This is a genomic window from Geobacillus thermoleovorans, from assembly GCF_001610955.1.
Taxonomy (GTDB): Bacteria; Bacillota; Bacilli; order Bacillales; family Anoxybacillaceae; genus Geobacillus; species Geobacillus thermoleovorans.
Genome location: NZ_CP014335.1, coordinates 116,679 through 135,469, shown reverse-complemented (window position 1 = coordinate 135,469; position 18,791 = coordinate 116,679). Strand labels below are relative to the sequence as shown.

The window sequence follows — 18,791 nt, the reverse complement described above, 5'->3', positions numbered from 1 at the left end:
CTTCTGCCAAATAACCTTCCCCCTCGGGGTGCAAGCACCCCTGCGGGTGAAGAACATTTGGCTTCGAGAGCCAAACGCGGCGCTTCCGCTTTTCTTCGTCCTTAGAAAGGAGGTGATCCAGCCGCACCTTCCGGTACGGCTACCTTGTTACGACTTCACCCCAATCACTTGCCCCACCTTCGGCGGCTGGCTCCCGTAAGGGTTACCTCACCGACTTCGGGTGTTGCAAGCTCTCGTGGTGTGACGGGCGGTGTGTACAAGGCCCGGGAACGTATTCACCGCGGCATGCTGATCCGCGATTACTAGCGATTCCGGCTTCATGCAGGCGAGTTGCAGCCTGCAATCCGAACTGAGAGCGGCTTTTTGGGATTCGCTCCCCCTCGCGGGTTCGCAGCCCTTTGTACCGCCCATTGTAGCACGTGTGTAGCCCAGGTCATAAGGGGCATGATGATTTGACGTCATCCCCACCTTCCTCCGACTTGTCGCCGGCAGTCCCTCTAGAGTGCCCACCTTCGTGCTGGCAACTAGAGGCGAGGGTTGCGCTCGTTGCGGGACTTAACCCAACATCTCACGACACGAGCTGACGACAACCATGCACCACCTGTCACCCTGTCCCCCCGAAGGGGGAACGCCCAATCTCTTGGGTTGTCAGGGGATGTCAAGACCTGGTAAGGTTCTTCGCGTTGCTTCGAATTAAACCACATGCTCCACCGCTTGTGCGGGCCCCCGTCAATTCCTTTGAGTTTCAGCCTTGCGGCCGTACTCCCCAGGCGGAGTGCTTATCGCGTTAGCTGCAGCACTAAAGGGTGTGACCCCTCTAACACTTAGCACTCATCGTTTACGGCGTGGACTACCAGGGTATCTAATCCTGTTTGCTCCCCACGCTTTCGCGCCTCAGCGTCAGTTGCAGGCCAGAGAGCCGCCTTCGCCACTGGTGTTCCTCCACATCTCTACGCATTTCACCGCTACACGTGGAATTCCGCTCTCCTCTCCTGCACTCAAGTCCCCCAGTTTCCAATGACCCTCCACGGTTGAGCCGTGGGCTTTCACATCAGACTTAAGGAACCGCCTGCGCGCGCTTTACGCCCAATAATTCCGGACAACGCTCGCCCCCTACGTATTACCGCGGCTGCTGGCACGTAGTTAGCCGGGGCTTCCTCGTGAGGTACCGTCACCGCGCCGCCCTCTTCGAACGGCGCTCCTTCGTCCCTCACAACAGAGCTTTACGACCCGAAGGCCTTCTTCGCTCACGCGGCGTCGCTCCGTCAGGCTTTCGCCCATTGCGGAAGATTCCCTACTGCTGCCTCCCGTAGGAGTCTGGGCCGTGTCTCAGTCCCAGTGTGGCCGGTCACCCTCTCAGGCCGGCTACGCATCGTCGCCTTGGTGAGCCGTTACCTCACCAACTAGCTAATGCGCCGCGGGCCCATCCGCAAGTGACAGCCAAAGGCCGCCTTTCAACCAAAGACCATGCGGTCTTCGGTGTTATCCGGTATTAGCTCCGGTTTCCCGGAGTTATCCCGGTCTTGCGGGCAGGTTGCCCACGTGTTACTCACCCGTCCGCCGCTGACCAAATCAGAGCAAGCTCCGATCCGGTCCGCTCGACTTGCATGTATTAGGCACGCCGCCAGCGTTCGTCCTGAGCCAGGATCAAACTCTCCAAAGAAAGTTGATTGGCTTTTCGCATTATCCAACTTCGGCCAAAGCGGCCTCCGCTTTTCGTATTGTCCAGCTTCGGCCCGCCGCCGCTCGGGGTCAAATCACCTTCGCCTTCGGGATTGTAAATCCCTGCAGGCGAAGAACATTTGCCCATCGCGGCGACCCGCGGGCCTCAGCTTTTCTTTCGCGCTTCGTTTCGTTCAGTTTTCAAGGAACGAGACCTCTTCTTGAACTTGCTTCGTTGCAGTCTTGCGCCGAGGAACCCAATCCCCCCGAATTCACTAGAAGACACAGGCGCAAAGTTGCTGCATTGAAACAACTTCTCTGCTGATTTGCAGTCTTGAACTGAAGAATAGTTGAATCTTCCTCTTGCAAACAGCTCTTTTATACTAACATACCTCTTTTTTCTTGTCAAGATCTTTTCCGTTGCTTTTCGTCACTCACCGCTATCGAACACTCTGTCCGATTAGCGACGATTTTTAATATACCACTTACCAATCAAAAATGCAATATCTTTTTTAGGGGAATTTCAGGAACCGACGCCAGACCGTTCCTTTAGGCTTCCTCCATCTCTTCGACGGTAAGAGGACTGGCAAATAAGTTTCATAACCGCCATGGCTGTCCGCATAAGATGTTATTAGGACAACGATTTTACAATGCAAAAAAGGGGGCCGATGTCATGTTTTACGCGTTGAACGGACGGACGCTGAAAAAAGCTCTCATTATTATCTGCTCCGCCTTTTTCACCGCCGTCGTCTTGTACGCTTATGAAATGAACCGTCCAGTTTTTTCGCTTCCTTCTGGGCCGAAGGCGGTATATAAAGTGGACAACGCCCGCAATGAGGTGGCGTTGACGTTCGATATCAGCTGGGGAGATGAGAATGCAGACAAAATTTTGGATGTCTTGAAGCAGCACGGGATTCAAAACGCGACCTTTTTTTTATCCGCCTCATGGGCCGAACGCCATCCAGCCGTAGTGAAGCGGATCAAAGAGGAGGGGCATGAGATTGGCAGTATGGGATATAACTTTGTCAACTATACGGAACTTGAGAACGCCAAAATCCGTCAAGATTTAATCATGGCGAAAAAAGTGTTTGACATGTTGGGAATTAAACAGGTTGAGCTGCTGCGCCCCCCTGGGGGGAACTTCAACAAAAATGTGTTAAAAGTTGCTCAGTCCCTCGGCTACACTGTCGTCCATTGGAGCATTGACTCGAAAGACTGGCTCAACCCTGGGACAGACCAAATTGTTGAGAACGTCACGAGGGACCTGGAACCGGGCGATATCGTGCTCCTTCACGCATCTGATTCGGCAAAACAGACAGCCAAAGCGCTGCCGAAAATTATCGCTTCCATGAAAGAAAACGGCTACAAAAACGTCAACCTCTCCGAGCTGTTGGCGAATGGCGAAGCCGAAAGCCGCGGGATCGAGTGACACGTTCCGACAGCGGCCTGCGCCGGTGCGGCTGGATTGCGGCGGCAGACAAGCCGCCAATTGGAATGATTGGCTTTTGGCGAACAGCCGTTTTTTTCGCGGCTGCCATAAGAAAACAGGCGGCGCCTTGCTTTCTTTATTGTTTCGCGCTGCCTGTCAATTTATGCAGTATAAGAAGCTGGTATGCATTGCATACTAATAAAGGAATCAACATCAAATACAGCCAATCACGGTCGTTGATGCGCAACACGGGAAACCATTCAATGACCGTAACGACGACCATAAAGAACAAAGCCGGAACGAACGCCCCTTTGTTCGTCTGTGCGCTCTTGACGTAGGCAACAACGAGACCAACCACCAAAATGAACAATGCGGTCAATAGATACGGAATGATTGAATCGCCCTTGTCCGCAAACGCCATGTAGCGGAAATACACTAAATCGAACAGCACGAACATGATCAAAACAACCTGCACAGCGTTCCATAGCGAACGGAAGATGCCAAGCCCGAACCGGTGGACGGTTAAATAAGCAAAAAACCCCGCCTGACTGATGACGCTGAAAATAAAGCCAACACCGATATGCCATAACAAAACAGCCATAAATTCGACCATTTCCAGGCGCAACAGCAAGCGCCCGAATTCTTCCCAGTTGAACACAATGCCGACGGCCGCCGTGGCGATGCCGCCGATCAGCAGCGTCGATAAAAATAAACGCACCCATTTGCGGCTGTTCACAGCTTCATCCTCCATCATTTCAGCATAACCCGCTTACCATTTTACCAGCGCCCTTGTGAAAAAGCCAGCTCCGATCTCCCCCATGTATATTTTTTTCGCCAACATTCATATTAAGGGTGAGGGATTTTTGCAGAAAGGAGCTCACTTTCATGAACAAATGCCTACCGCTCCTCTTGCTCAGTTTTCTCGTTCTTGGTTCCTGTGCCCCTCAAGAAATCAGCCCCCCTCCCCCGGATTATGACGAAACGAAAAAGATGGTTGTTGACATTTTAAAAACCGACGAGGGGAAAAAGGCGATTCAAGATATTATGTCGGAAGATCAGATGAAGCAGCAACTAGTCATAGATCAAAAAGCTGTAAAAGAAACGCTGCAACAAATGCTGACATCCGATCAAGGAAAAAAGTTCTGGGAAAGTGCGTTAAAAGACCCGAAATTCGCTGAAAGTTTTGCCAAAGGGCTGCAAGCAGAACATGAAAAAATGATGAAGGCGCTCATGAAAGATCCCGATTACCAGGCGCTGATGATCGATATTTTAAAAGATCCAGAAATGGAAAAAGCCATGGTCGATGTCTTAAAAAGCAAAGAGTTCCGCCAGCATTTGCAAAAGGTGATCACGGAAACGTTGAACAGCCCGCTGTATCAGGCGAAAATTCAAGATATGTTGATGAAAGCAGCTGAAAAGGTTCAGCAAGGCGGAGAAAAACAAGAAGAAGGCGGAGGGGAAGGGGGAGAGGGAGAAGAAAGCACCGGCAACCAACAAGGCGGAGGAGGTTAATCAAGCAAAAAAAGCGTCCGTGCGCTGAAAACCGCCAACGCTCTAATCGGCGGTTTCTCGCCATCGGACGCTTTTTGTGAAACCGATTAATATTTTGCAACGATTTTGCGGGCGATATCCATATAAATTTTCCCGATCGGATGATCTTCTGCGTAAACGGACGGAGCGAAGTCGTCGTCGTTCCAATCCGGCTGCTGAAGCGGCAGCTGCCCTAACAGCTCGGTTTGCAGCTCTTTGGCCAGCTTTTCTCCGCCACCCTTGCCGAAGACATACTCCCGCTCCCCTGTTTTCCGGCTCTCGTAGTACGACATATTTTCGATCACGCCGATAATTTCATGTTCGGTGCGCAACGCCATTGCCCCAGCGCGGGCAGCGACAAACGCAGCGGTCGGATGCGGAGTCGTGACGATAATTTCTTTGCACGACGGCAAGAGCGTATGGACGTCCAAGGCGACGTCGCCCGTACCAGGCGGCAAGTCAAGCAGCAAGTAATCCAAGTCTCCCCATTCGACCTCTTTGAAAAAGTTGTTCAACATTTTCCCAAGCATCGGGCCGCGCCAAATGACCGGGGCGTTGTCCTCGACGAAAAAGGCCATCGAAATGACTTTTACGCCAAACCGTTCGACCGGGATGATTTTGTCGCCCCTCACCGTCGGGCGCTCGGTGATTCCCATCATGTCCGGAACGCTGAACCCATAAATGTCCGCGTCAATCAACCCGACTTTTTTGCCGAGCCGGGCGAGCGCGACCGCCAAATTGACGGAAACGGTCGACTTGCCGACTCCACCTTTGCCGCTGGCAATGGCGATATACGTCGTTTTTTGCTTGTTTTCGCTATATTTCTCCACCACGTCGCGCGGCAGTTCGGCGAACCGCAGCCCGACCGTCGCAGCGCCCGCGTCTTTCAGCTGCTCGACGATCGCCGTTTGCACGCGAAGCTGCTCGGGCGTTCCGGTTTTGGCGAGCGCGATTTTCACGCTGACATGGTTTTTCTCTTCCTTAATTTTGATTTCTTGGATGGCATTCGTCTCTTTAAACGTTTTGTTTAAAAAGGGATCTTTCATCTTTTCAAGAATGGCGCGCACTTCAGTTTCCGTCAACATCGTATTCACCAACCCTTTTGCAAATCAATGGTCATTTCTACGTGTTATCATACCATAAATCGGCAGACGGCCGCCATGTTTGACTTGCTCCCGCACGTCCCCGCGGTTGAAAAGGGGGGAATTTCTAATTCCTTTTGGCGAAACAAGGCCGGTCGGCTGTCTGTCTCCTCTGTTCCGACCTTAAAAAATCCCCGCTACTCGCGAGGCGTATGTTCATTGGAAAAATAGCGGAGCACTCCTTTATAAATCGAGGCGGCCAGCTTCGTTTGGTAGCCATCAGACACAAGCAGCTCTCGCTCATCGGGATTCGACAAAAACCCAACCTCGACAAGCGCGCCGGGGATTTTTGCATGCTTGAGCAAATAGACGGTATCAATCATTTTTGCCAGTCGATGGGTGTTCTCCAAATTGCGCCGCAATTCCGCTTGGATAAATCTCGCCAGCCGCTCGTTTTCGATGAACGACCCGTAATAAAACGTCTGCGCTCCTCGCCAACGCGGCGACGGGATGGCGTTGAGATGGATGCTAATGAAAAGATCGGCATTCGATCGATTGACGAAAGCCGTTCGTTCGAGCAAATCCTCCGTTTTCCGTCGGCTGTAGCCGCGTGTGGACGGGCTGGCCAAGTCCCGATCCGTCTCGCGCGTCATCAGGACGAGCGCCCCTTGCTGCTGCAGATAATCGCGCAGCTTTTTCGCCACGTTGAGCGCGATGTCCTTTTCCACCGCCTCGCCACCGACGGCGCCGCCGTCCGGCCCACCATGGCCGGGGTCCAATACGATGATTCTCCCCGATAATGGGAGATTCCATGGTTTTGTTGATGTCAAATCGGAAAATAAAGACGGAAATAGCAAAGTGCTCATAAGGGCGACGGCAGCAAAAGCGACCAGCCACTTCCATTTTTCTCTCATTGTTTCTCCTCCCGCACGTTTCCCTTCTCTATCTTATATGGGACAAGGCGCGGGAATAGAACTCATTCAGCGAAGTTTTAGACGACGCCGTTTTTTGCCCCGCTCAAATCCTTCCGTCCACCAGTTGCCGATATATTGTTCACACGCGTCATACAGCGACTGGCTGAGGAAATCGTTGTCGATATTGCCCCAAAAGCAAAGAAAATCAAACAGCGTATCGATCAAATATTTTTCTTCTTGAGCACATCGACAACGTACGCTGGCCGCCGGCTCCCCATAATAGCCGAATCGGCTGTAGCGAGCGCCGAGCAAATACGCTTCAATGGCCAGATCAATACAGCCTTCCTCAACAACGGATGGGAACATCCGATACGCCGTATAAAACGGAACAAAGTGCTCAAGCGCTTTGGTCCGTAATTTCTCAAGCGACAGTTCGCGCAACATGTTCCGTTCATAGCGAAGCTGCTTTTCCTGCCTTTTTTCCGCCAATGAAGTGATGACTGTCATCGTCTTTCACGCTCCTTTACGATGTAGTGTCTAACGATCGCTCACAATCATACGCGCGGGCGAAAGGCAGAAATAAGCAAAAAACCCAGCCAAATCGGCTGGGTTGGAACATCACGCGATTAACGTTTCGAGAATTGCGGAGCGCGGCGGGCGCCTTTGAGCCCGTATTTTTTGCGTTCTTTAACGCGAGCATCGCGCGTCAGCAAACCGGCCCGTTTCAGCACCGTGCGGAATTCCGGATCGACTTCAAGCAACGCACGGGCGATGCCATGGCGAATCGCACCGGCTTGGCCGGCAAATCCGCCGCCTTGGACATTCACCAAAACGTCGTAGCTGCCAAGCGTTTCCGTCAATACGAGCGGCTGTTTTACCATTTCGATGAGCGCTTCCGTCGGGATGTACTCGCGAATGTCACGCTTATTGACAATGATGCGGCCATCGCCCGGGACAAGGCGGACACGGGCGACCGAGCTTTTGCGACGACCTGTGCCGTAATATTGTACTTGTGCCAAAATCATACCCTCCCTTATGATTATCCGCGAAGTTCATACACTTCTGGTTTTTGTGCTTGATGCGGATGTTCGCTTCCACGGTAAACGTGCAACTTTTTGAACATTTGCCGGCCAAGGCTGCCTTTTGGAAGCATGCCGCGCACCGCACGTTCGATCATTTGTTCCGGGTAGTTCGTACGCATTTCCAGCGCTGTTCTTACTTTTAAGCCACCCGGATATAAGCTGTGGCGATAGTACAGTTTTTTCGTCAACTTTTTCCCAGTCAGTTCGACTTTGTCCGCATTGATGACGATGACGTGATCTCCGCAATCAACGTGCGGAGTGAACGTCGGTTTATGTTTGCCGCGCAACAGCGCCGCTACTTCGCTGGCTAAGCGGCCTAACGTTTTGCCAGCTGCGTCGACAACGTACCATTTACGCTCTACTTCATTCGGTTTCGCCATATAAGTCGTACGCAATGCAGTTCCCTCCTAAAATAAAAAAATGAACAAACAAAATGGTCGTTTATTTCAACACGATTATGGTCCGGGGCTAATCGTGGAAAATACATGCCATATGATATAATAGCTTGCCGGCGCGCCAATGTCAAGAAGATGTTACACAAGGACTCGTTGTCTTAAAAAGCCGGAGAAAACCATCAGCCATCCACCAATGAGTGAACCAAACATTCATCCTCATAGTATACGCGCCATAAATACAGCCCTTCGGCCGGCGCGGTTGGACCAGCGAGGCGCCGATCTTTCGCCGCAAGCAGTGTCGAAATGTCGGCGGGAGAACGCTTCCCTTGGCCGATCTCCAACACCGTGCCAACGATAATGCGCACCATGTTGTACAAAAAGCCGCTGCCGACAAACCGAAACTCGAGCATCGGGCCGTCGGCCTTCACTTCAGCCCGATACATGGTGCGCACCCGGTCTTCGATCGACGTTTTTGCGGAACAAAAGCTTGTAAAATCGTGCGTTCCATGAAGCAAACGAAGCGCCTCGTTCATCGCGCTGATATGAAGCGAATATGGATGCCATGCGCAATAATGGCGGCGAAACACGTCGCGCTCGGCAGCCGTCCATACTTTATAGCGGTATTCTTTCGCTTTCGCCGAAAAACGGGCGTGGAAGTCTGCATCGGCCTCCTGTACAAAGCGAACGACGATATCATCCGGCAGCTGGGCGTTCAACGCCTTTTTCCACTGCTCCGAGGAAAGGGAAAGCGGCGTATCAAAGTGGATCACTTGCCCATAGGCATGAACGCCGGCATCCGTCCTTCCGGAAGCCGCCACACGCACTTTTGTCCCTTTATGCATCCGCCGAAGCACTTCCTCAAACTCGCCTTGCACCGTCCGCTTTCCCGGCTGGATTTGGTAGCCGGAAAAGTGGGTGCCATCATAGGCGATGATGCATTTGATCCGTTGTGTCATGGCCTTCCTCCGCTATGAGCGTAATAAACAAAGCAATACGGCCAGCAGCGCCACAGCCGCTAAAAACGCGATGTCCACCGGCTTCCAAGCGAGCTGGCGGAATTTCGTCCGCCCTTCCCCGCCGCGGTAGCCGCGCGCCTCCATGGCTGTCGCCAGCTCATCGGCTCGTTTGAACGAGCTGATAAACAGGGGCACAAGCAGTGAGACAATGGCTTTCATCCGTTCGGAAAAACGGCCGCCAGAAAAATCAACACCACGAGCCGCCTGTGCTTTCATAATTTTTTCCGTCTCTTCCATCAATGTTGGAATGAATCGAAGCGAAATGGCCATCATCAAGGCGAGCTCATGGACAGGAACGCGCATCTTTTTGAGCGGCCCGAGCAAACTTTCGACGCCGTCGGTCACTTCAATCGGCGTCGTCGTCAACGTCAACATCGTCGTCATCAATACAAGGAGCAAAAACCTTAGGGAAATAAAGACCCCTTGCTTGATGCCGCCTTCATATACAGAGAGCGCACCGATTTGGTAGATGACGTCTCCTTCTTTCGTCATGAATAGATGCAACAGCAATGTAAACAAAACGACCCATAAAATCGGTTTCAAGCCGCGGGCAATGAACGAAAACGGGATGCGAGACAGAGCTGCAAAGGCAAACGCAAACAGCGACAGCAGTGCATACGTCGCCGCATTGTTCGCCAAAAAGACGATCAGGACGTAAGCAAACACGATCAATAGTTTGGCGCGCGGGTCTAAGCGATGAATGACGGAATGACCAGGCACATATTGCCCGATAATCAAATGATTAGTCATGGACGCTCACCTTGGAGAACAATTGCTGGATGGCTTCCGCTGTCTGTTCCAACGTCAAGCATGGCGACGGAATGACAACGCCGAACCGCTTTTCGAGCTGCTGTTTCAATTTGACCGTTTCCGGCACACTCAAACCGATGGCAGCCAGTTTGTCAGCGTCGCGAAACATCTCTTCCGGCGTTCCGTGGCCCCATACCGTTCCTTCATGCATGACGATGATTTCATCAGCGTACCGAGCTGCATCTTCCATGCTGTGGGTGACGAGAACGGTTGTCAACTGCTTCTCACGATGGAGGCGATAAAACATCTCCATCATCTCTTTGCGCCCGCGCGGATCAAGGCCCGCGGTCGGTTCATCGAGCACGAGCACTTCTGGTTCAAGCGCGAGCACGCCGGCGATGGCGACGCGCCGCATTTGCCCTCCGCTCAAATCAAACGGCGATTTCGCCAATACGTCTTCACTCAATCCGACGAGCTTAATGAGCTCCCGCGCCTTCCGCTTCGCCTCGTCTTCCGGCACGCCAAAATTGAGCGGGCCAAAACAAATATCTTTCTCCACCGTTTCTTCAAACAACTGGTGCTCCGGGAACTGGAAGACGACCCCGACCTTTTTGCGCAGCGGTTTCAGCTGCTTTGGCCGCTTATGGCTCGTGATCGTCTCTTCGCCGATCTTCACCGCGCCGCTTGTCGGCTGCAGCAACCCGTTTAAATGCTGAAGGAGGGTCGATTTTCCTGAGCCCGTATGCCCAACCACGGCAACGTACGCCCCGCTTCGGATTGCGACATTGACATCATAGAGCGCCCGACGGGCAAGCGGTGAACGGGCGTTGTACACATGCTCTACTTTTTCGAATACAATGTCCATAGCTCCTCGACCAACTCCTCTGTCGTGAAATATCCAGCCCGAAGCGGAATGCCTTGTTCCCGCAAGCGACTGCCCATTTTCACGGCAAACGGCAAATCAAGACCGATGCGCTCGAGCTTGCTTCCGAGCCGAAAGATTTGCTCCGGCGTCCCTTCTGCCATCACTTCGCCTTTGTTCATCACAATGAGACGGTCCGCCTTCGCTGCCTCTTCCAAATCATGGGTAATTGACAAGACGGTAATGCGCTGCTGGCGGTTCAGGCGGCGCACCGTCTCAAGCACTTCTTCCCTTCCACGCGGGTCAAGCATCGATGTCGCTTCGTCCAAAATGATCATATCGGGGCGGAGCGCCAAAATGCCAGCGATGGCGACGCGCTGTTTTTGCCCCCCAGACAACCGGTGCGGCTCATAATGGAGAAACGGCTCCATATGGACTTGGCGAATGGCCTCGCGAATGCGCTCGACCATTTCCAAGCGCGGAATGCCGTTGTTTTCAAGGGCAAAAGCGATGTCGTCTTCCACGGTCGCACCGACAAACTGGTTGTCCGGGTTCTGGAACACAAGGCCGACGCGGCGGCGCACCTCCCAAACGGTTGCGTCGTTCAAAAGGCGTCCAAACAAGCGAATGGCGCCCCGCTCCGGCCGAAGCAAGCCGATCAGCATCCGAGCGATGGTCGATTTGCCGGATCCGTTATGGCCGACGATCGCTAACCACTCCCCGCGCTCGGCCGTGAAGCTGACGTTTTGCACCGCATAGTCGGATTGATTTGGATAGCGAAAGGACACTCCCTCGATCGACAAGATTGGTTCGGCCATGATCGTTTCCCCTTGCTTCGCCGCGTTGCAAACGCAGCCTGCTAAATGATGGTAAACAAAAAAAGGGCATAGATCCAGTTCAAACGAAACTGTCTCGCCCTTGTTGAAATGAAACCGTTACACGAGTTCAATAATGACCATCGGCGCCCCGTCACCGCGGCGAGGACCAAGTTTCATAATGCGCGTATAGCCGCCTTGGCGATCTTGGTAGCGCGGCGCAATGTCGCTGAACAGCTTTTGCAACGCATCCTGGCCGGTTTCGCTGTTGGCGACCTCCTTGCGGATGAATGCCGCTGCTTGGCGGCGGGCATGCAAATCGCCGCGTTTGCCGAGCGTAATCATTTTTTCCATGACCGAGCGCAGTTCTTTCGCCCGCGCTTCCGTCGTTTCAATGCGTTCATTGATGATTAAGTCTGTTGCCAAGTCGCGAAGCAGTGCTTTTCGTTGCGAAGTCGTGCGTCCTAATTTTCTGTACGACATCAAATGTCCCTCCCTTTTAAAGTGATGTGTTCCTCATGGTGGCCATCATCAAAGCAATATGGTGAAAGTGTGTTTCCGGCTTGCCGGCGGAGGCCGGCACTTAGTCGTCTTTGCGCAGGCTGAGGCCAAGCTCAGCCAGTTTCGCTTTTACTTCCTCAAGCGACTTGCGGCCGAGGTTGCGCACTTTCATCATATCTTCTTCCGTTTTTTGCGTCAGTTCTTGAACAGTGTTGATGCCGGCCCGCTTCAAGCAATTGTAGGAACGAACCGAAAGATCGAGTTCCTCGATCGTCATTTCGAGCACTTTTTCTTTTTGATCGTCCTCTTTCTCGACCATGATCTCCGCATTTTGCGCCTCATCCGTCAAGCCGACAAAAATGTTCAAGTGCTCCGTTAAAATTTTCGCTCCAAGGGAAATGGCCTCTTTCGGCCCAATGCTTCCATCCGTCCACACATCAATGGTCAGCTTGTCATAGTCCGTCACTTGGCCGACCCTTGTATTCTCGACTTGATAGGAAACTCGGGAGACCGGCGTATAAATGGAATCGATCGGAATGACGCCGATGGGCTGGTCTTCGCGCTTATTCGCCTCAGCAGGAACATATCCGCGCCCCCGCTTGGCAGTCATGCGCATGCGCAGGCGGCCGCCTTCCGCCAGCGTCGCGATATGAAGGTCCGGGTTTAAAATTTCTACATCGCTGTCGTGAGTGATATCGGCAGCCGTGACAACTCCTTCACCCTGCACATCAATCTCCAACGTTTTCTCTTCGTCTGAATAAATTTTCAACGCTAGTTTTTTGATATTCAAAATGATGGCTGTCACATCTTCAACGACGCCGTCAATCGTTGAAAACTCATGCAAGACGCCGTCGATTTGCACCGATGTTACAGCTGCACCAGGGAGTGAAGACAATAGGATACGACGCAAGGAGTTCCCTAAGGTTGTACCATATCCACGCTCAAGCGGTTCGACGACGAATTTGCCATATTTGGCATCTTCGCTCAGTTCGACCGTTTCAATTTTCGGCTTTTCAATTTCAATCATCGATTATTATACCCTCCTTCAAAACGTCGAGACCCCGATCAAACGGTACACGCCTAACAACATTCCCCCATGAATCTCTCTTTACGCTTGCCTGCCATGGTCTTTATCATATCCCATTATTGACAATGGTGCAAATTCTATACAGGGGCGTTACACACGGCGACGTTTTGGCGGACGGCATCCATTGTGCGGGATTGGAGTGACGTCTTTGATCGCCGTAATTTCCAACCCGGCTGCTTGCAATGCACGGATCGCTGCCTCGCGGCCAGCCCCCGGACCTTTGACGTTCACTTCGACCGTTTTCATGCCATGCTCCATCGACGCTTTCGCTGCTGCTTCAGCCGCCATTTGCGCCGCAAACGGCGTTGATTTGCGCGAACCTTTGAACCCCAGCGAACCAGCGCTCGCCCAAGCAATGGCGTTGCCATGAACATCCGTAATCGTCACGATCGTGTTGTTGAACGTTGAACGGATATGGGCGATGCCTGTATCAATATTTTTTCTTACCCGGCGTTTACGAGTGTTTGTTCTGCGTGCCATTCGTCAAATGACCTCCTTTGCGTGATTATTTTTTCTTGTTCGCTACCGTGCGGCGCGGACCTTTGCGCGTGCGGGCATTGTTTTTCGTGTTTTGGCCGCGAACCGGCAATCCGCGGCGATGGCGAAGACCACGATAGCAGCCGATCTCCATCAACCGTTTAATATTTAACGATACTTCACGCCGCAAATCGCCTTCCACTTTTAAGCGGCCGACGATTTCACGAATGCGGCCAAGCTCTTCTTCCGTTAAGTCGCGAACGCGTGTGTCTTCCGATACGCCGGCTTCTTTTAAGATTTTTTGTGCTGTCGGTTTGCCGATCCCATAAATGTATGTTAACGAAATGACTACCCGTTTATCACGCGGAATATCGACACCTGCAATGCGTGCCATATGATACACCTCCTTGAAAATTACCCTTGGCGTTGTTTATGCTTCGGATTTTCACAAATGATCATAACTTTGCCGCGTCTGCGAATAACTTTGCACTTTTCGCAAATCGGTTTGACAGATGGTCTTACTTTCATGTTGTTTACCTCCCTAATTGAACGGAGTGCATTCCTTTATTTATATCGATACGTGATCCGTCCACGCGTCAAATCATACGGCGACAGCTCCACCGTCACCCGGTCGCCAGGCAAAATGCGAATGAAATGCATGCGGATCTTGCCGGATACATGAGCCAACACCGTGTGCCCATTTTCTAATTCTACACGAAACATCGCATTTGGCAATGTTTCGATGACGGTGCCTTCCACTTCAATTACATCATCTTTCGCCATCGAGCGGCTCTCCCTCCTTCGAATGAGTAACATTGTGTTACGCAAAACCGAACGTGATATCCATGATGATCGAGAAGACGTTTACCCCTTCCCACTTATGAAGTGGGAGACTCATTTCCACAATGTGTTAAAATTTCGCAGCCATCTTCTGTAATGACAATCGTATGTTCGAAATGGGCGCACCGTTTTCCATCGGCCGTGACGACGGTCCAATCGTCGGCCAACGTTTTCACGTAACGGCTGCCGGCATTGACCATCGGTTCGATGCACAGCGCCATCCCTGGCCGCAAAATCGGGCCTTTGTTCGGCGGCCCATAATGTAGGATTTGTGGGTCTTCATGTAAGTGTTGACCAATTCCATGCCCGACATACTCGCGAACAACGGAAAAGTGATGCGCTTCGACATACGTTTGAATCGCATGGGAGATGTTCGTTAAACGAGCACCCGGTTTTGCCTCGGCGAGCCCGACGTACAGCGATTGCTCTGTCACGTCAAGCAACCGTTTCGTCTCGGCGTCGATCTCCCCGACCGGATACGTCCAGGCCGAGTCGGCGTGATAGCCTTCATACTGCGCGCCGACATCGATCGTAATAATATCGCCTTCCCGCAATGCGCGGCTGCTGGGAATCCCGTGCACAAGCTCTTCATTCACCGAGGCGCAAATGCTCCCTGGAAACCCTTGATACCCTTTAAACGACGGAATGGCGCCATGGGAACGAATCACTTCCTCCGCGATGGCGTCCAGTTCCTTTGTTGTGATCCCGGGACGAATGTGCTTTTGCAATTCTTTCAATGTAAGGGAAACGATTTTTCCCGCCTCGCGCATCAAAGCAATTTCCTGCGCGGTTTTGCAACGAATCATCGAGCAAGTCCCCCGAGCACTTCACAAATATCAGCAAACACCTTTTCCATTTCCTGTTCGCCGTTAATGTGGCGCAAATAGCCTTTTTGCTCGTAAAAATCGAGGAGCGGCTTCATTTGTTTCATATTCACCTCAAGCCGATTGGCCACCGTTGCTTCATTATCATCGGGGCGCTGGTACAGATCGCCACCGCATTTATCGCATACGCCCGGTTTCGCCGGCGGATGAAAAACGAGATGGTACGTTGCTCCGCAGTTGCGGCAAATACGTCTGCCGGTCAGGCGCTCCATTAAGACCTCTTGGCGAACGTCGATATGGATGACATAGTCAAGCTTGCGCCCGATTTCCGAAAGCAACGTTTCAAGCGCTTCTGCTTGGGCGACCGTGCGCGGGAATCCATCGAGCAAAAAACCATTTTGGCAATCCTCTTTGCTCAGCCGTTCGCGGACGATGCCGATCGTCACCTCATCCGGCACAAGATCGCCGCGGTCCATATACTGCTTTGCCTGCAACCCTAACGGCGTCCCTTCTTTGATCGCCGCTCGAAACATATCTCCCGTTGAAATATGCGGAATTCCGTAAGCCTCGACAATTTTCCCGGCCTGCGTGCCTTTGCCGGCACCCGGCAGCCCCATCAGCACTAAATTCATCCTAACTCCCCCTATCGGCAAGGGACGTCCGTTCTTGCCTTCTTTATTTGATGAATCCACGGTAATGGCGTTTCACCAGCTGGCTCTCAAGCTGTTTCATCGTCTCAAGCGCCACGCCGACGACAATAAGCAAGCTCGTACCGCCGATTCGTGCGGAAGACGGCAAGTTGGCAAAGTTCACAAAGAACACCGGCAGCACAGCGACAACCGCCAAAAAGATTGATCCGACCAGCGTCAGCCGGTATAAAATTCTCGTCACGTACTCTTGTGTGTTTTTCCCAGGGCGAATACCTGGGATGTAGCCGCCTTGTTTTTTCAAGTTGTCCGCCATCTGCTCCGGATTGACTTGAACAAACGCATAAAAGTACGTAAACGCGATGATGAGCACGACGTAAATGATCATCCCAACCGGGTGCGTATAATCAAACGTTCGGCGAATCCACAATGTTACATCATTCGTGCCAAAAAACGATGCAATGGTCGGTGGTGCAATCAAAAACGATACAGCGAAAATGACCGGAATGACTCCCGCTGGGTTCACTTTGAGCGGCAAATGAGTCGAGTGGCCGCCCACCGGGCTTCGGCCCTCAAGCCGCTTCGCGTATTGAATCGGAATTTTCCGGAACGCCTGCTGGATGTAAATGACACCAACGATGACGGCAACGACCGCCAACGCCACAAGCAGGAGCCGGACGATGCGCAAAAACACATCTTCCCCGACATTTTCAAACTGTTGGGCGTAAATTTGGTTCAAGACCGTCGGAATGCCTGAGACAATCCCGGCGAAAATAATGATCGAAATGCCATTGCCCACGCCTTTCGCGGTGATCTGTTCGCCGAGCCACATTAAAAATGCGGTGCCGGCGGTCAAGACAACGGCGATCAGCAAATACGTGCCGATGCCCGGATTTCGAATGAGCATCCCGCCGGCTAAATTGTTGAAGCCGTACGACATGCCAAGCGCTTGGATAAACCCGAGCACGACCGTGAAATAGCGGGTAAACTGAGCTAATTTACGCCGGCCAACCTCGCCTTGCTTCGACCATTCTGTAAATTTCGGAACGACGTCCATTTGCAGCAGCTGGACGATAATCGATGCCGTGATATAGGGCATAACTCCCATGGCAAAAATCGAAAAGTTTCGCAGCGCCCCGCCGCCGAAAATGTTCAGGACGCCGAATGCATTCAATTCATCTTGCAGTTTTAACACATCCGCGTTCACGCCTGGAACCGGGATGAACGTTCCAATGCGGAACACGATCAACATAAGAAGAGTGAAAATAATTTTGTTTCGAATATCACTGACGCGCATAAAGTTGGAGATTGTCCGAAACATTAAATCACCTCAGTTTTACCGCCAGCCGCCTCAATGGCCTCTTTCGCCGATGCCGAGAACTTATGCGCTTTGACCGTCAGCTTTTTCTCGATTTGGCCTTTGCCCAAAATTTTCACGCCCGATTTCAACTTGCTGATGACGCCCGTCTCAAGAAGCAATTCCGGCGTCACTTCCGTTCCGTCTTCAAAACGATTCAGTTTTTCCAGATTCACAACAGCATACTCTTTCCGATTGATGTTCGTAAATCCTCGTTTCGGCAAACGGCGGAACAGCGGAGTTTGACCGCCTTCAAACCCAAGACGAACTCCTCCACCCGAGCGGGCATTTTGACCTTTTTGACCGCGGCCGGACGTTTTGCCGTTGCCCGAACCGATCCCGCGGCCGACGCGCACAGCTTTCTTTCGAGATCCCGGCGCTGGTTGCAATTCATGAAGTTTCATGGCAAAGCACCTCCTTATGATTCATTATTCTTCAATTTCTTTGACTTTGACAAGGTGGGCCACTTTGTTGATCATCCCGCGGATTGCAGGATTGTCATTGTGGACGACCGTTTGGTGCATTTTTCGCAGGCCGAGCGTTCTGACGGTAACGCGTTGGTTTTCCGGACGGCCAATCACGCTGCGCGTGAGGGTAATCGCCAGTTTTTTTGCCATGATCGTTCCCTCCTTATCCTAACAGTTCCTCGACTGTTTTGCCGCGCAATCTCGCTACGTCTTCGGCGCGTTTTAATTGTTTCAGTCCATCAAACGTTGCGCGCACCATGTTGATTGGCGTGTTTGAACCGATCGATTTCGACAAGATGTCGCTGATGCCCGCCAGCTCTAATACAGCACGCGCCGGACCCCCAGCGATGACCCCGGTACCTTCGGAAGCGGGTTTCAAAATGATTTCCCCGGCACCGAAATGGCCGATGACTTCATGCGGAATCGTTGTGCCGACGATCGGCACTTCAATTAAGTTTTTCTTCGCATCTTCAATCGCTTTGCGGATCGCTTCTGGAACCTCTTGTGCTTTTCCGGTGCCAAATCCGACATGGCCGTTTTTATCGCCGACGACGACGAGAGCTGAAAAGCGCAGGCGACGTCCGCCTTTTACGACTTTTGCTACACGGTTGACCGCGACTACACGCTCTTCCAATTCAAGTTTGTTTGGATCGATACGACGCATCGTTGTCCCTCCTTTGTAATTAGAATTCCAAGCCGGCTTCGCGGGCGGCGTCTGCCAATGCTTTTACCCGTCCGTGATATAAATACCCGCCACGGTCGAACACGACTTTTTTAATGCCTTTTTCCAATGCACGTTTGGCGACAAGTTCGCCGACTTTTTTCGCTGCCTCAATGTTGTTCGTCGAATCTAAGCCAAACTCTTTGTCCAACGTCGAGGCGCTGACGATCGTTGACGATTTTGTATCATCGATAATTTGCGCGTAAATATGTTTATTTGAACGGAACACGCTCAACCGCGGACGTTCAGCCGTGCCGAAGATTTTTTTGCGGATGCGCGCGTGTCTTTTCTTCCGAACCGCGTTTCGGTCCACTTTCGTGATCATCGAATGTC

Annotated in this window: 25 protein-coding genes and 1 rRNA gene; 2 read left to right on the top strand and 24 right to left on the bottom strand. The window is 52.2% G+C overall.

Annotation, left to right across the window (positions count from 1 at the left end; genetic code table 11):
- Positions 1 to 105 precede the first annotated feature (105 nt).
- Positions 106 to 1,663 (bottom strand): 16S ribosomal RNA (locus GT3570_RS00795).
- 672 nt (positions 1,664 to 2,335) lie between these two features.
- Between GT3570_RS00795 and pdaB the strand changes: the two genes are divergently transcribed.
- Complete coding sequence (gene pdaB, locus GT3570_RS00790) at positions 2,336 to 3,091, top strand: polysaccharide deacetylase family sporulation protein PdaB (RefSeq protein ID WP_011229660.1); 756 nt, start codon at positions 2,336 to 2,338, stop codon at positions 3,089 to 3,091.
- 136 nt (positions 3,092 to 3,227) lie between these two features.
- On the opposite strand, the gene GT3570_RS00785 is transcribed toward pdaB, so the two are convergent.
- Positions 3,228 to 3,827, bottom strand: a complete 600-nt coding sequence (locus tag GT3570_RS00785; RefSeq protein ID WP_011229659.1) for a KinB-signaling pathway activation protein — start codon at positions 3,825 to 3,827, stop codon at positions 3,228 to 3,230.
- Between the two features lie 149 nt (positions 3,828 to 3,976).
- On the opposite strand from GT3570_RS00785, the gene gerD reads away from it, so the two are divergent.
- Positions 3,977 to 4,603: a spore germination lipoprotein GerD gene (gerD, locus tag GT3570_RS00780; RefSeq protein ID WP_014194611.1), complete on the top strand. Its 627-nt coding sequence runs from the start codon at positions 3,977 to 3,979 to the stop codon at positions 4,601 to 4,603.
- Positions 4,604 to 4,689: 86 nt separating this feature from the next.
- Here the strand turns inward: gerD and GT3570_RS00775 are convergent, their stop codons facing one another.
- From GT3570_RS00775 to rplR, 22 genes are all read right to left on the bottom strand, one after another.
- Complete coding sequence (locus GT3570_RS00775; protein ID WP_011229655.1) at positions 4,690 to 5,706, bottom strand: Mrp/NBP35 family ATP-binding protein; 1,017 nt, start codon at positions 5,704 to 5,706, stop codon at positions 4,690 to 4,692.
- Positions 5,707 to 5,900: 194 nt separating this feature from the next.
- Positions 5,901 to 6,617 carry an N-acetylmuramoyl-L-alanine amidase CwlD gene (cwlD, locus tag GT3570_RS00770; protein ID WP_011229654.1) on the bottom strand — a complete coding sequence of 239 codons (717 nt, stop codon included), beginning with the start codon at positions 6,615 to 6,617 and terminating at the stop codon, positions 5,901 to 5,903.
- Between the two features lie 66 nt (positions 6,618 to 6,683).
- Entirely contained in the window at positions 6,684 to 7,124 is a 441-nt protein-coding gene (locus GT3570_RS00765) for a YbaK family protein (protein ID WP_011229653.1), read from the bottom strand.
- A 119-nt stretch (positions 7,125 to 7,243) separates the two neighbouring features.
- Positions 7,244 to 7,636, bottom strand: a complete 393-nt coding sequence (gene rpsI / locus GT3570_RS00760; protein WP_011229652.1) for a 30S ribosomal protein S9 — start codon at positions 7,634 to 7,636, stop codon at positions 7,244 to 7,246.
- A 20-nt stretch (positions 7,637 to 7,656) separates the two neighbouring features.
- A complete protein-coding gene (gene rplM, locus GT3570_RS00755; RefSeq protein ID WP_011229651.1) occupies positions 7,657 to 8,094 on the bottom strand; it encodes a 50S ribosomal protein L13 in 438 nt (145 codons plus the stop codon).
- A gap of 179 nt (positions 8,095 to 8,273) precedes the next feature.
- Positions 8,274 to 9,050, bottom strand: a complete 777-nt coding sequence (gene truA / locus GT3570_RS00750) for a tRNA pseudouridine(38-40) synthase TruA (protein WP_011229650.1) — start codon at positions 9,048 to 9,050, stop codon at positions 8,274 to 8,276.
- A gap of 12 nt (positions 9,051 to 9,062) precedes the next feature.
- Complete coding sequence (locus GT3570_RS00745; RefSeq protein ID WP_011229649.1) at positions 9,063 to 9,860, bottom strand: energy-coupling factor transporter transmembrane component T family protein; 798 nt, start codon at positions 9,858 to 9,860, stop codon at positions 9,063 to 9,065.
- Complete coding sequence (locus GT3570_RS00740; protein ID WP_011229648.1) at positions 9,853 to 10,725, bottom strand: energy-coupling factor ABC transporter ATP-binding protein; 873 nt, start codon at positions 10,723 to 10,725, stop codon at positions 9,853 to 9,855. Before GT3570_RS00740 ends, GT3570_RS00745 begins: the two co-directional genes overlap by 8 nt.
- A complete protein-coding gene (locus tag GT3570_RS00735; RefSeq protein WP_011229647.1) occupies positions 10,701 to 11,540 on the bottom strand; it encodes an energy-coupling factor ABC transporter ATP-binding protein in 840 nt (279 codons plus the stop codon). The genes GT3570_RS00740 and GT3570_RS00735 overlap by 25 nt, the downstream gene beginning before the upstream one ends.
- Before the next feature lie 117 nt (positions 11,541 to 11,657).
- Positions 11,658 to 12,020 (bottom strand): 50S ribosomal protein L17, encoded by a 363-nt coding sequence (rplQ, locus tag GT3570_RS00730; protein ID WP_011229646.1) that lies wholly within the window; start codon positions 12,018 to 12,020, stop codon positions 11,658 to 11,660.
- A gap of 100 nt (positions 12,021 to 12,120) precedes the next feature.
- Complete coding sequence (locus GT3570_RS00725) at positions 12,121 to 13,065, bottom strand: DNA-directed RNA polymerase subunit alpha (RefSeq protein WP_011229645.1); 945 nt, start codon at positions 13,063 to 13,065, stop codon at positions 12,121 to 12,123.
- Positions 13,066 to 13,215: 150 nt separating this feature from the next.
- The gene (gene rpsK / locus GT3570_RS00720) at positions 13,216 to 13,605 is read right to left on the bottom strand and encodes a 30S ribosomal protein S11 (RefSeq protein ID WP_011229644.1); all 390 of its coding nucleotides are present in this window, start codon (positions 13,603 to 13,605) and stop codon (positions 13,216 to 13,218) included.
- A gap of 25 nt (positions 13,606 to 13,630) precedes the next feature.
- Positions 13,631 to 13,996 (bottom strand): 30S ribosomal protein S13, encoded by a 366-nt coding sequence (gene rpsM, locus GT3570_RS00715; protein WP_008881920.1) that lies wholly within the window; start codon positions 13,994 to 13,996, stop codon positions 13,631 to 13,633.
- Between the two features lie 20 nt (positions 13,997 to 14,016).
- Positions 14,017 to 14,130, bottom strand: coding sequence for a 50S ribosomal protein L36 (rpmJ, locus tag GT3570_RS00710; RefSeq protein WP_011229643.1), 114 nt, complete (start codon positions 14,128 to 14,130; stop codon positions 14,017 to 14,019).
- Between the two features lie 36 nt (positions 14,131 to 14,166).
- A complete protein-coding gene (infA, locus tag GT3570_RS00705; protein ID WP_011229642.1) occupies positions 14,167 to 14,385 on the bottom strand; it encodes a translation initiation factor IF-1 in 219 nt (72 codons plus the stop codon).
- A gap of 95 nt (positions 14,386 to 14,480) precedes the next feature.
- On the bottom strand, positions 14,481 to 15,248 hold the full coding sequence (gene map, locus GT3570_RS00700; protein WP_062898300.1) for a type I methionyl aminopeptidase: 768 nt from the start codon (positions 15,246 to 15,248) through the stop codon (positions 14,481 to 14,483).
- Positions 15,245 to 15,898 (bottom strand): adenylate kinase, encoded by a 654-nt coding sequence (locus GT3570_RS00695; RefSeq protein WP_013143983.1) that lies wholly within the window; start codon positions 15,896 to 15,898, stop codon positions 15,245 to 15,247. Before GT3570_RS00695 ends, map begins: the two co-directional genes overlap by 4 nt.
- Positions 15,899 to 15,941: 43 nt before the next feature.
- Complete coding sequence (gene secY, locus GT3570_RS00690) at positions 15,942 to 17,234, bottom strand: preprotein translocase subunit SecY (protein ID WP_062898299.1); 1,293 nt, start codon at positions 17,232 to 17,234, stop codon at positions 15,942 to 15,944.
- A complete protein-coding gene (gene rplO, locus GT3570_RS00685; RefSeq protein ID WP_011229638.1) occupies positions 17,234 to 17,674 on the bottom strand; it encodes a 50S ribosomal protein L15 in 441 nt (146 codons plus the stop codon). The genes secY and rplO overlap by 1 nt, the downstream gene beginning before the upstream one ends.
- A gap of 24 nt (positions 17,675 to 17,698) precedes the next feature.
- A complete protein-coding gene (gene rpmD / locus GT3570_RS00680) occupies positions 17,699 to 17,887 on the bottom strand; it encodes a 50S ribosomal protein L30 (protein WP_062898298.1) in 189 nt (62 codons plus the stop codon).
- A gap of 13 nt (positions 17,888 to 17,900) precedes the next feature.
- On the bottom strand, positions 17,901 to 18,401 hold the full coding sequence (gene rpsE, locus GT3570_RS00675) for a 30S ribosomal protein S5 (RefSeq protein WP_011229636.1): 501 nt from the start codon (positions 18,399 to 18,401) through the stop codon (positions 17,901 to 17,903).
- A gap of 19 nt (positions 18,402 to 18,420) precedes the next feature.
- Entirely contained in the window at positions 18,421 to 18,783 is a 363-nt protein-coding gene (rplR, locus tag GT3570_RS00670; RefSeq protein ID WP_011229635.1) for a 50S ribosomal protein L18, read from the bottom strand.
- Between the last annotated feature and the right edge of the window lie 8 nt (positions 18,784 to 18,791).

What these genes read in the sequence shown, in the direction of transcription:
- secY (WP_062898299.1), bottom strand. Translation starts at nt 17,234, where the DNA reads ATGTTTCGGACAATCTCCAACTTTATGCGCGTCAGTGATATTCGAAAC.
- truA (WP_011229650.1), bottom strand. Translation starts at nt 9,050, where the DNA reads ATGACACAACGGATCAAATGCATCATCGCCTATGATGGCACCCACTTT.
- rplO (WP_011229638.1), bottom strand. Translation starts at nt 17,674, where the DNA reads ATGAAACTTCATGAATTGCAACCAGCGCCGGGATCTCGAAAGAAAGCT.
- rpmD (WP_062898298.1), bottom strand. Translation starts at nt 17,887, where the DNA reads ATGGCAAAAAAACTGGCGATTACCCTCACGCGCAGCGTGATTGGCCGT.
- pdaB (WP_011229660.1), top strand. Translation starts at nt 2,336, where the DNA reads ATGTTTTACGCGTTGAACGGACGGACGCTGAAAAAAGCTCTCATTATT.
- GT3570_RS00725 (WP_011229645.1), bottom strand. Translation starts at nt 13,065, where the DNA reads ATGATTGAAATTGAAAAGCCGAAAATTGAAACGGTCGAACTGAGCGAA.
- infA (WP_011229642.1), bottom strand. Translation starts at nt 14,385, where the DNA reads ATGGCGAAAGATGATGTAATTGAAGTGGAAGGCACCGTCATCGAAACA.
- map (WP_062898300.1), bottom strand. Translation starts at nt 15,248, where the DNA reads ATGATTCGTTGCAAAACCGCGCAGGAAATTGCTTTGATGCGCGAGGCG.
- GT3570_RS00765 (WP_011229653.1), bottom strand. Translation starts at nt 7,124, where the DNA reads ATGACAGTCATCACTTCATTGGCGGAAAAAAGGCAGGAAAAGCAGCTT.
- rpsM (WP_008881920.1), bottom strand. Translation starts at nt 13,996, where the DNA reads ATGGCACGCATTGCAGGTGTCGATATTCCGCGTGATAAACGGGTAGTC.
- GT3570_RS00740 (WP_011229648.1), bottom strand. Translation starts at nt 10,725, where the DNA reads ATGGACATTGTATTCGAAAAAGTAGAGCATGTGTACAACGCCCGTTCA.
- gerD (WP_014194611.1), top strand. Translation starts at nt 3,977, where the DNA reads ATGAACAAATGCCTACCGCTCCTCTTGCTCAGTTTTCTCGTTCTTGGT.
- rpsK (WP_011229644.1), bottom strand. Translation starts at nt 13,605, where the DNA reads ATGGCACGCAGAACAAACACTCGTAAACGCCGGGTAAGAAAAAATATT.
- GT3570_RS00735 (WP_011229647.1), bottom strand. Translation starts at nt 11,540, where the DNA reads ATGGCCGAACCAATCTTGTCGATCGAGGGAGTGTCCTTTCGCTATCCA.
- GT3570_RS00745 (WP_011229649.1), bottom strand. Translation starts at nt 9,860, where the DNA reads ATGACTAATCATTTGATTATCGGGCAATATGTGCCTGGTCATTCCGTC.
- cwlD (WP_011229654.1), bottom strand. Translation starts at nt 6,617, where the DNA reads ATGAGAGAAAAATGGAAGTGGCTGGTCGCTTTTGCTGCCGTCGCCCTT.
- GT3570_RS00695 (WP_013143983.1), bottom strand. Translation starts at nt 15,898, where the DNA reads ATGAATTTAGTGCTGATGGGGCTGCCGGGTGCCGGCAAAGGCACGCAG.
- rpmJ (WP_011229643.1), bottom strand. Translation starts at nt 14,130, where the DNA reads ATGAAAGTAAGACCATCTGTCAAACCGATTTGCGAAAAGTGCAAAGTT.
- rplQ (WP_011229646.1), bottom strand. Translation starts at nt 12,020, where the DNA reads ATGTCGTACAGAAAATTAGGACGCACGACTTCGCAACGAAAAGCACTG.
- rpsE (WP_011229636.1), bottom strand. Translation starts at nt 18,401, where the DNA reads ATGCGTCGTATCGATCCAAACAAACTTGAATTGGAAGAGCGTGTAGTC.
- GT3570_RS00775 (WP_011229655.1), bottom strand. Translation starts at nt 5,706, where the DNA reads ATGTTGACGGAAACTGAAGTGCGCGCCATTCTTGAAAAGATGAAAGAT.
- rplR (WP_011229635.1), bottom strand. Translation starts at nt 18,783, where the DNA reads ATGATCACGAAAGTGGACCGAAACGCGGTTCGGAAGAAAAGACACGCG.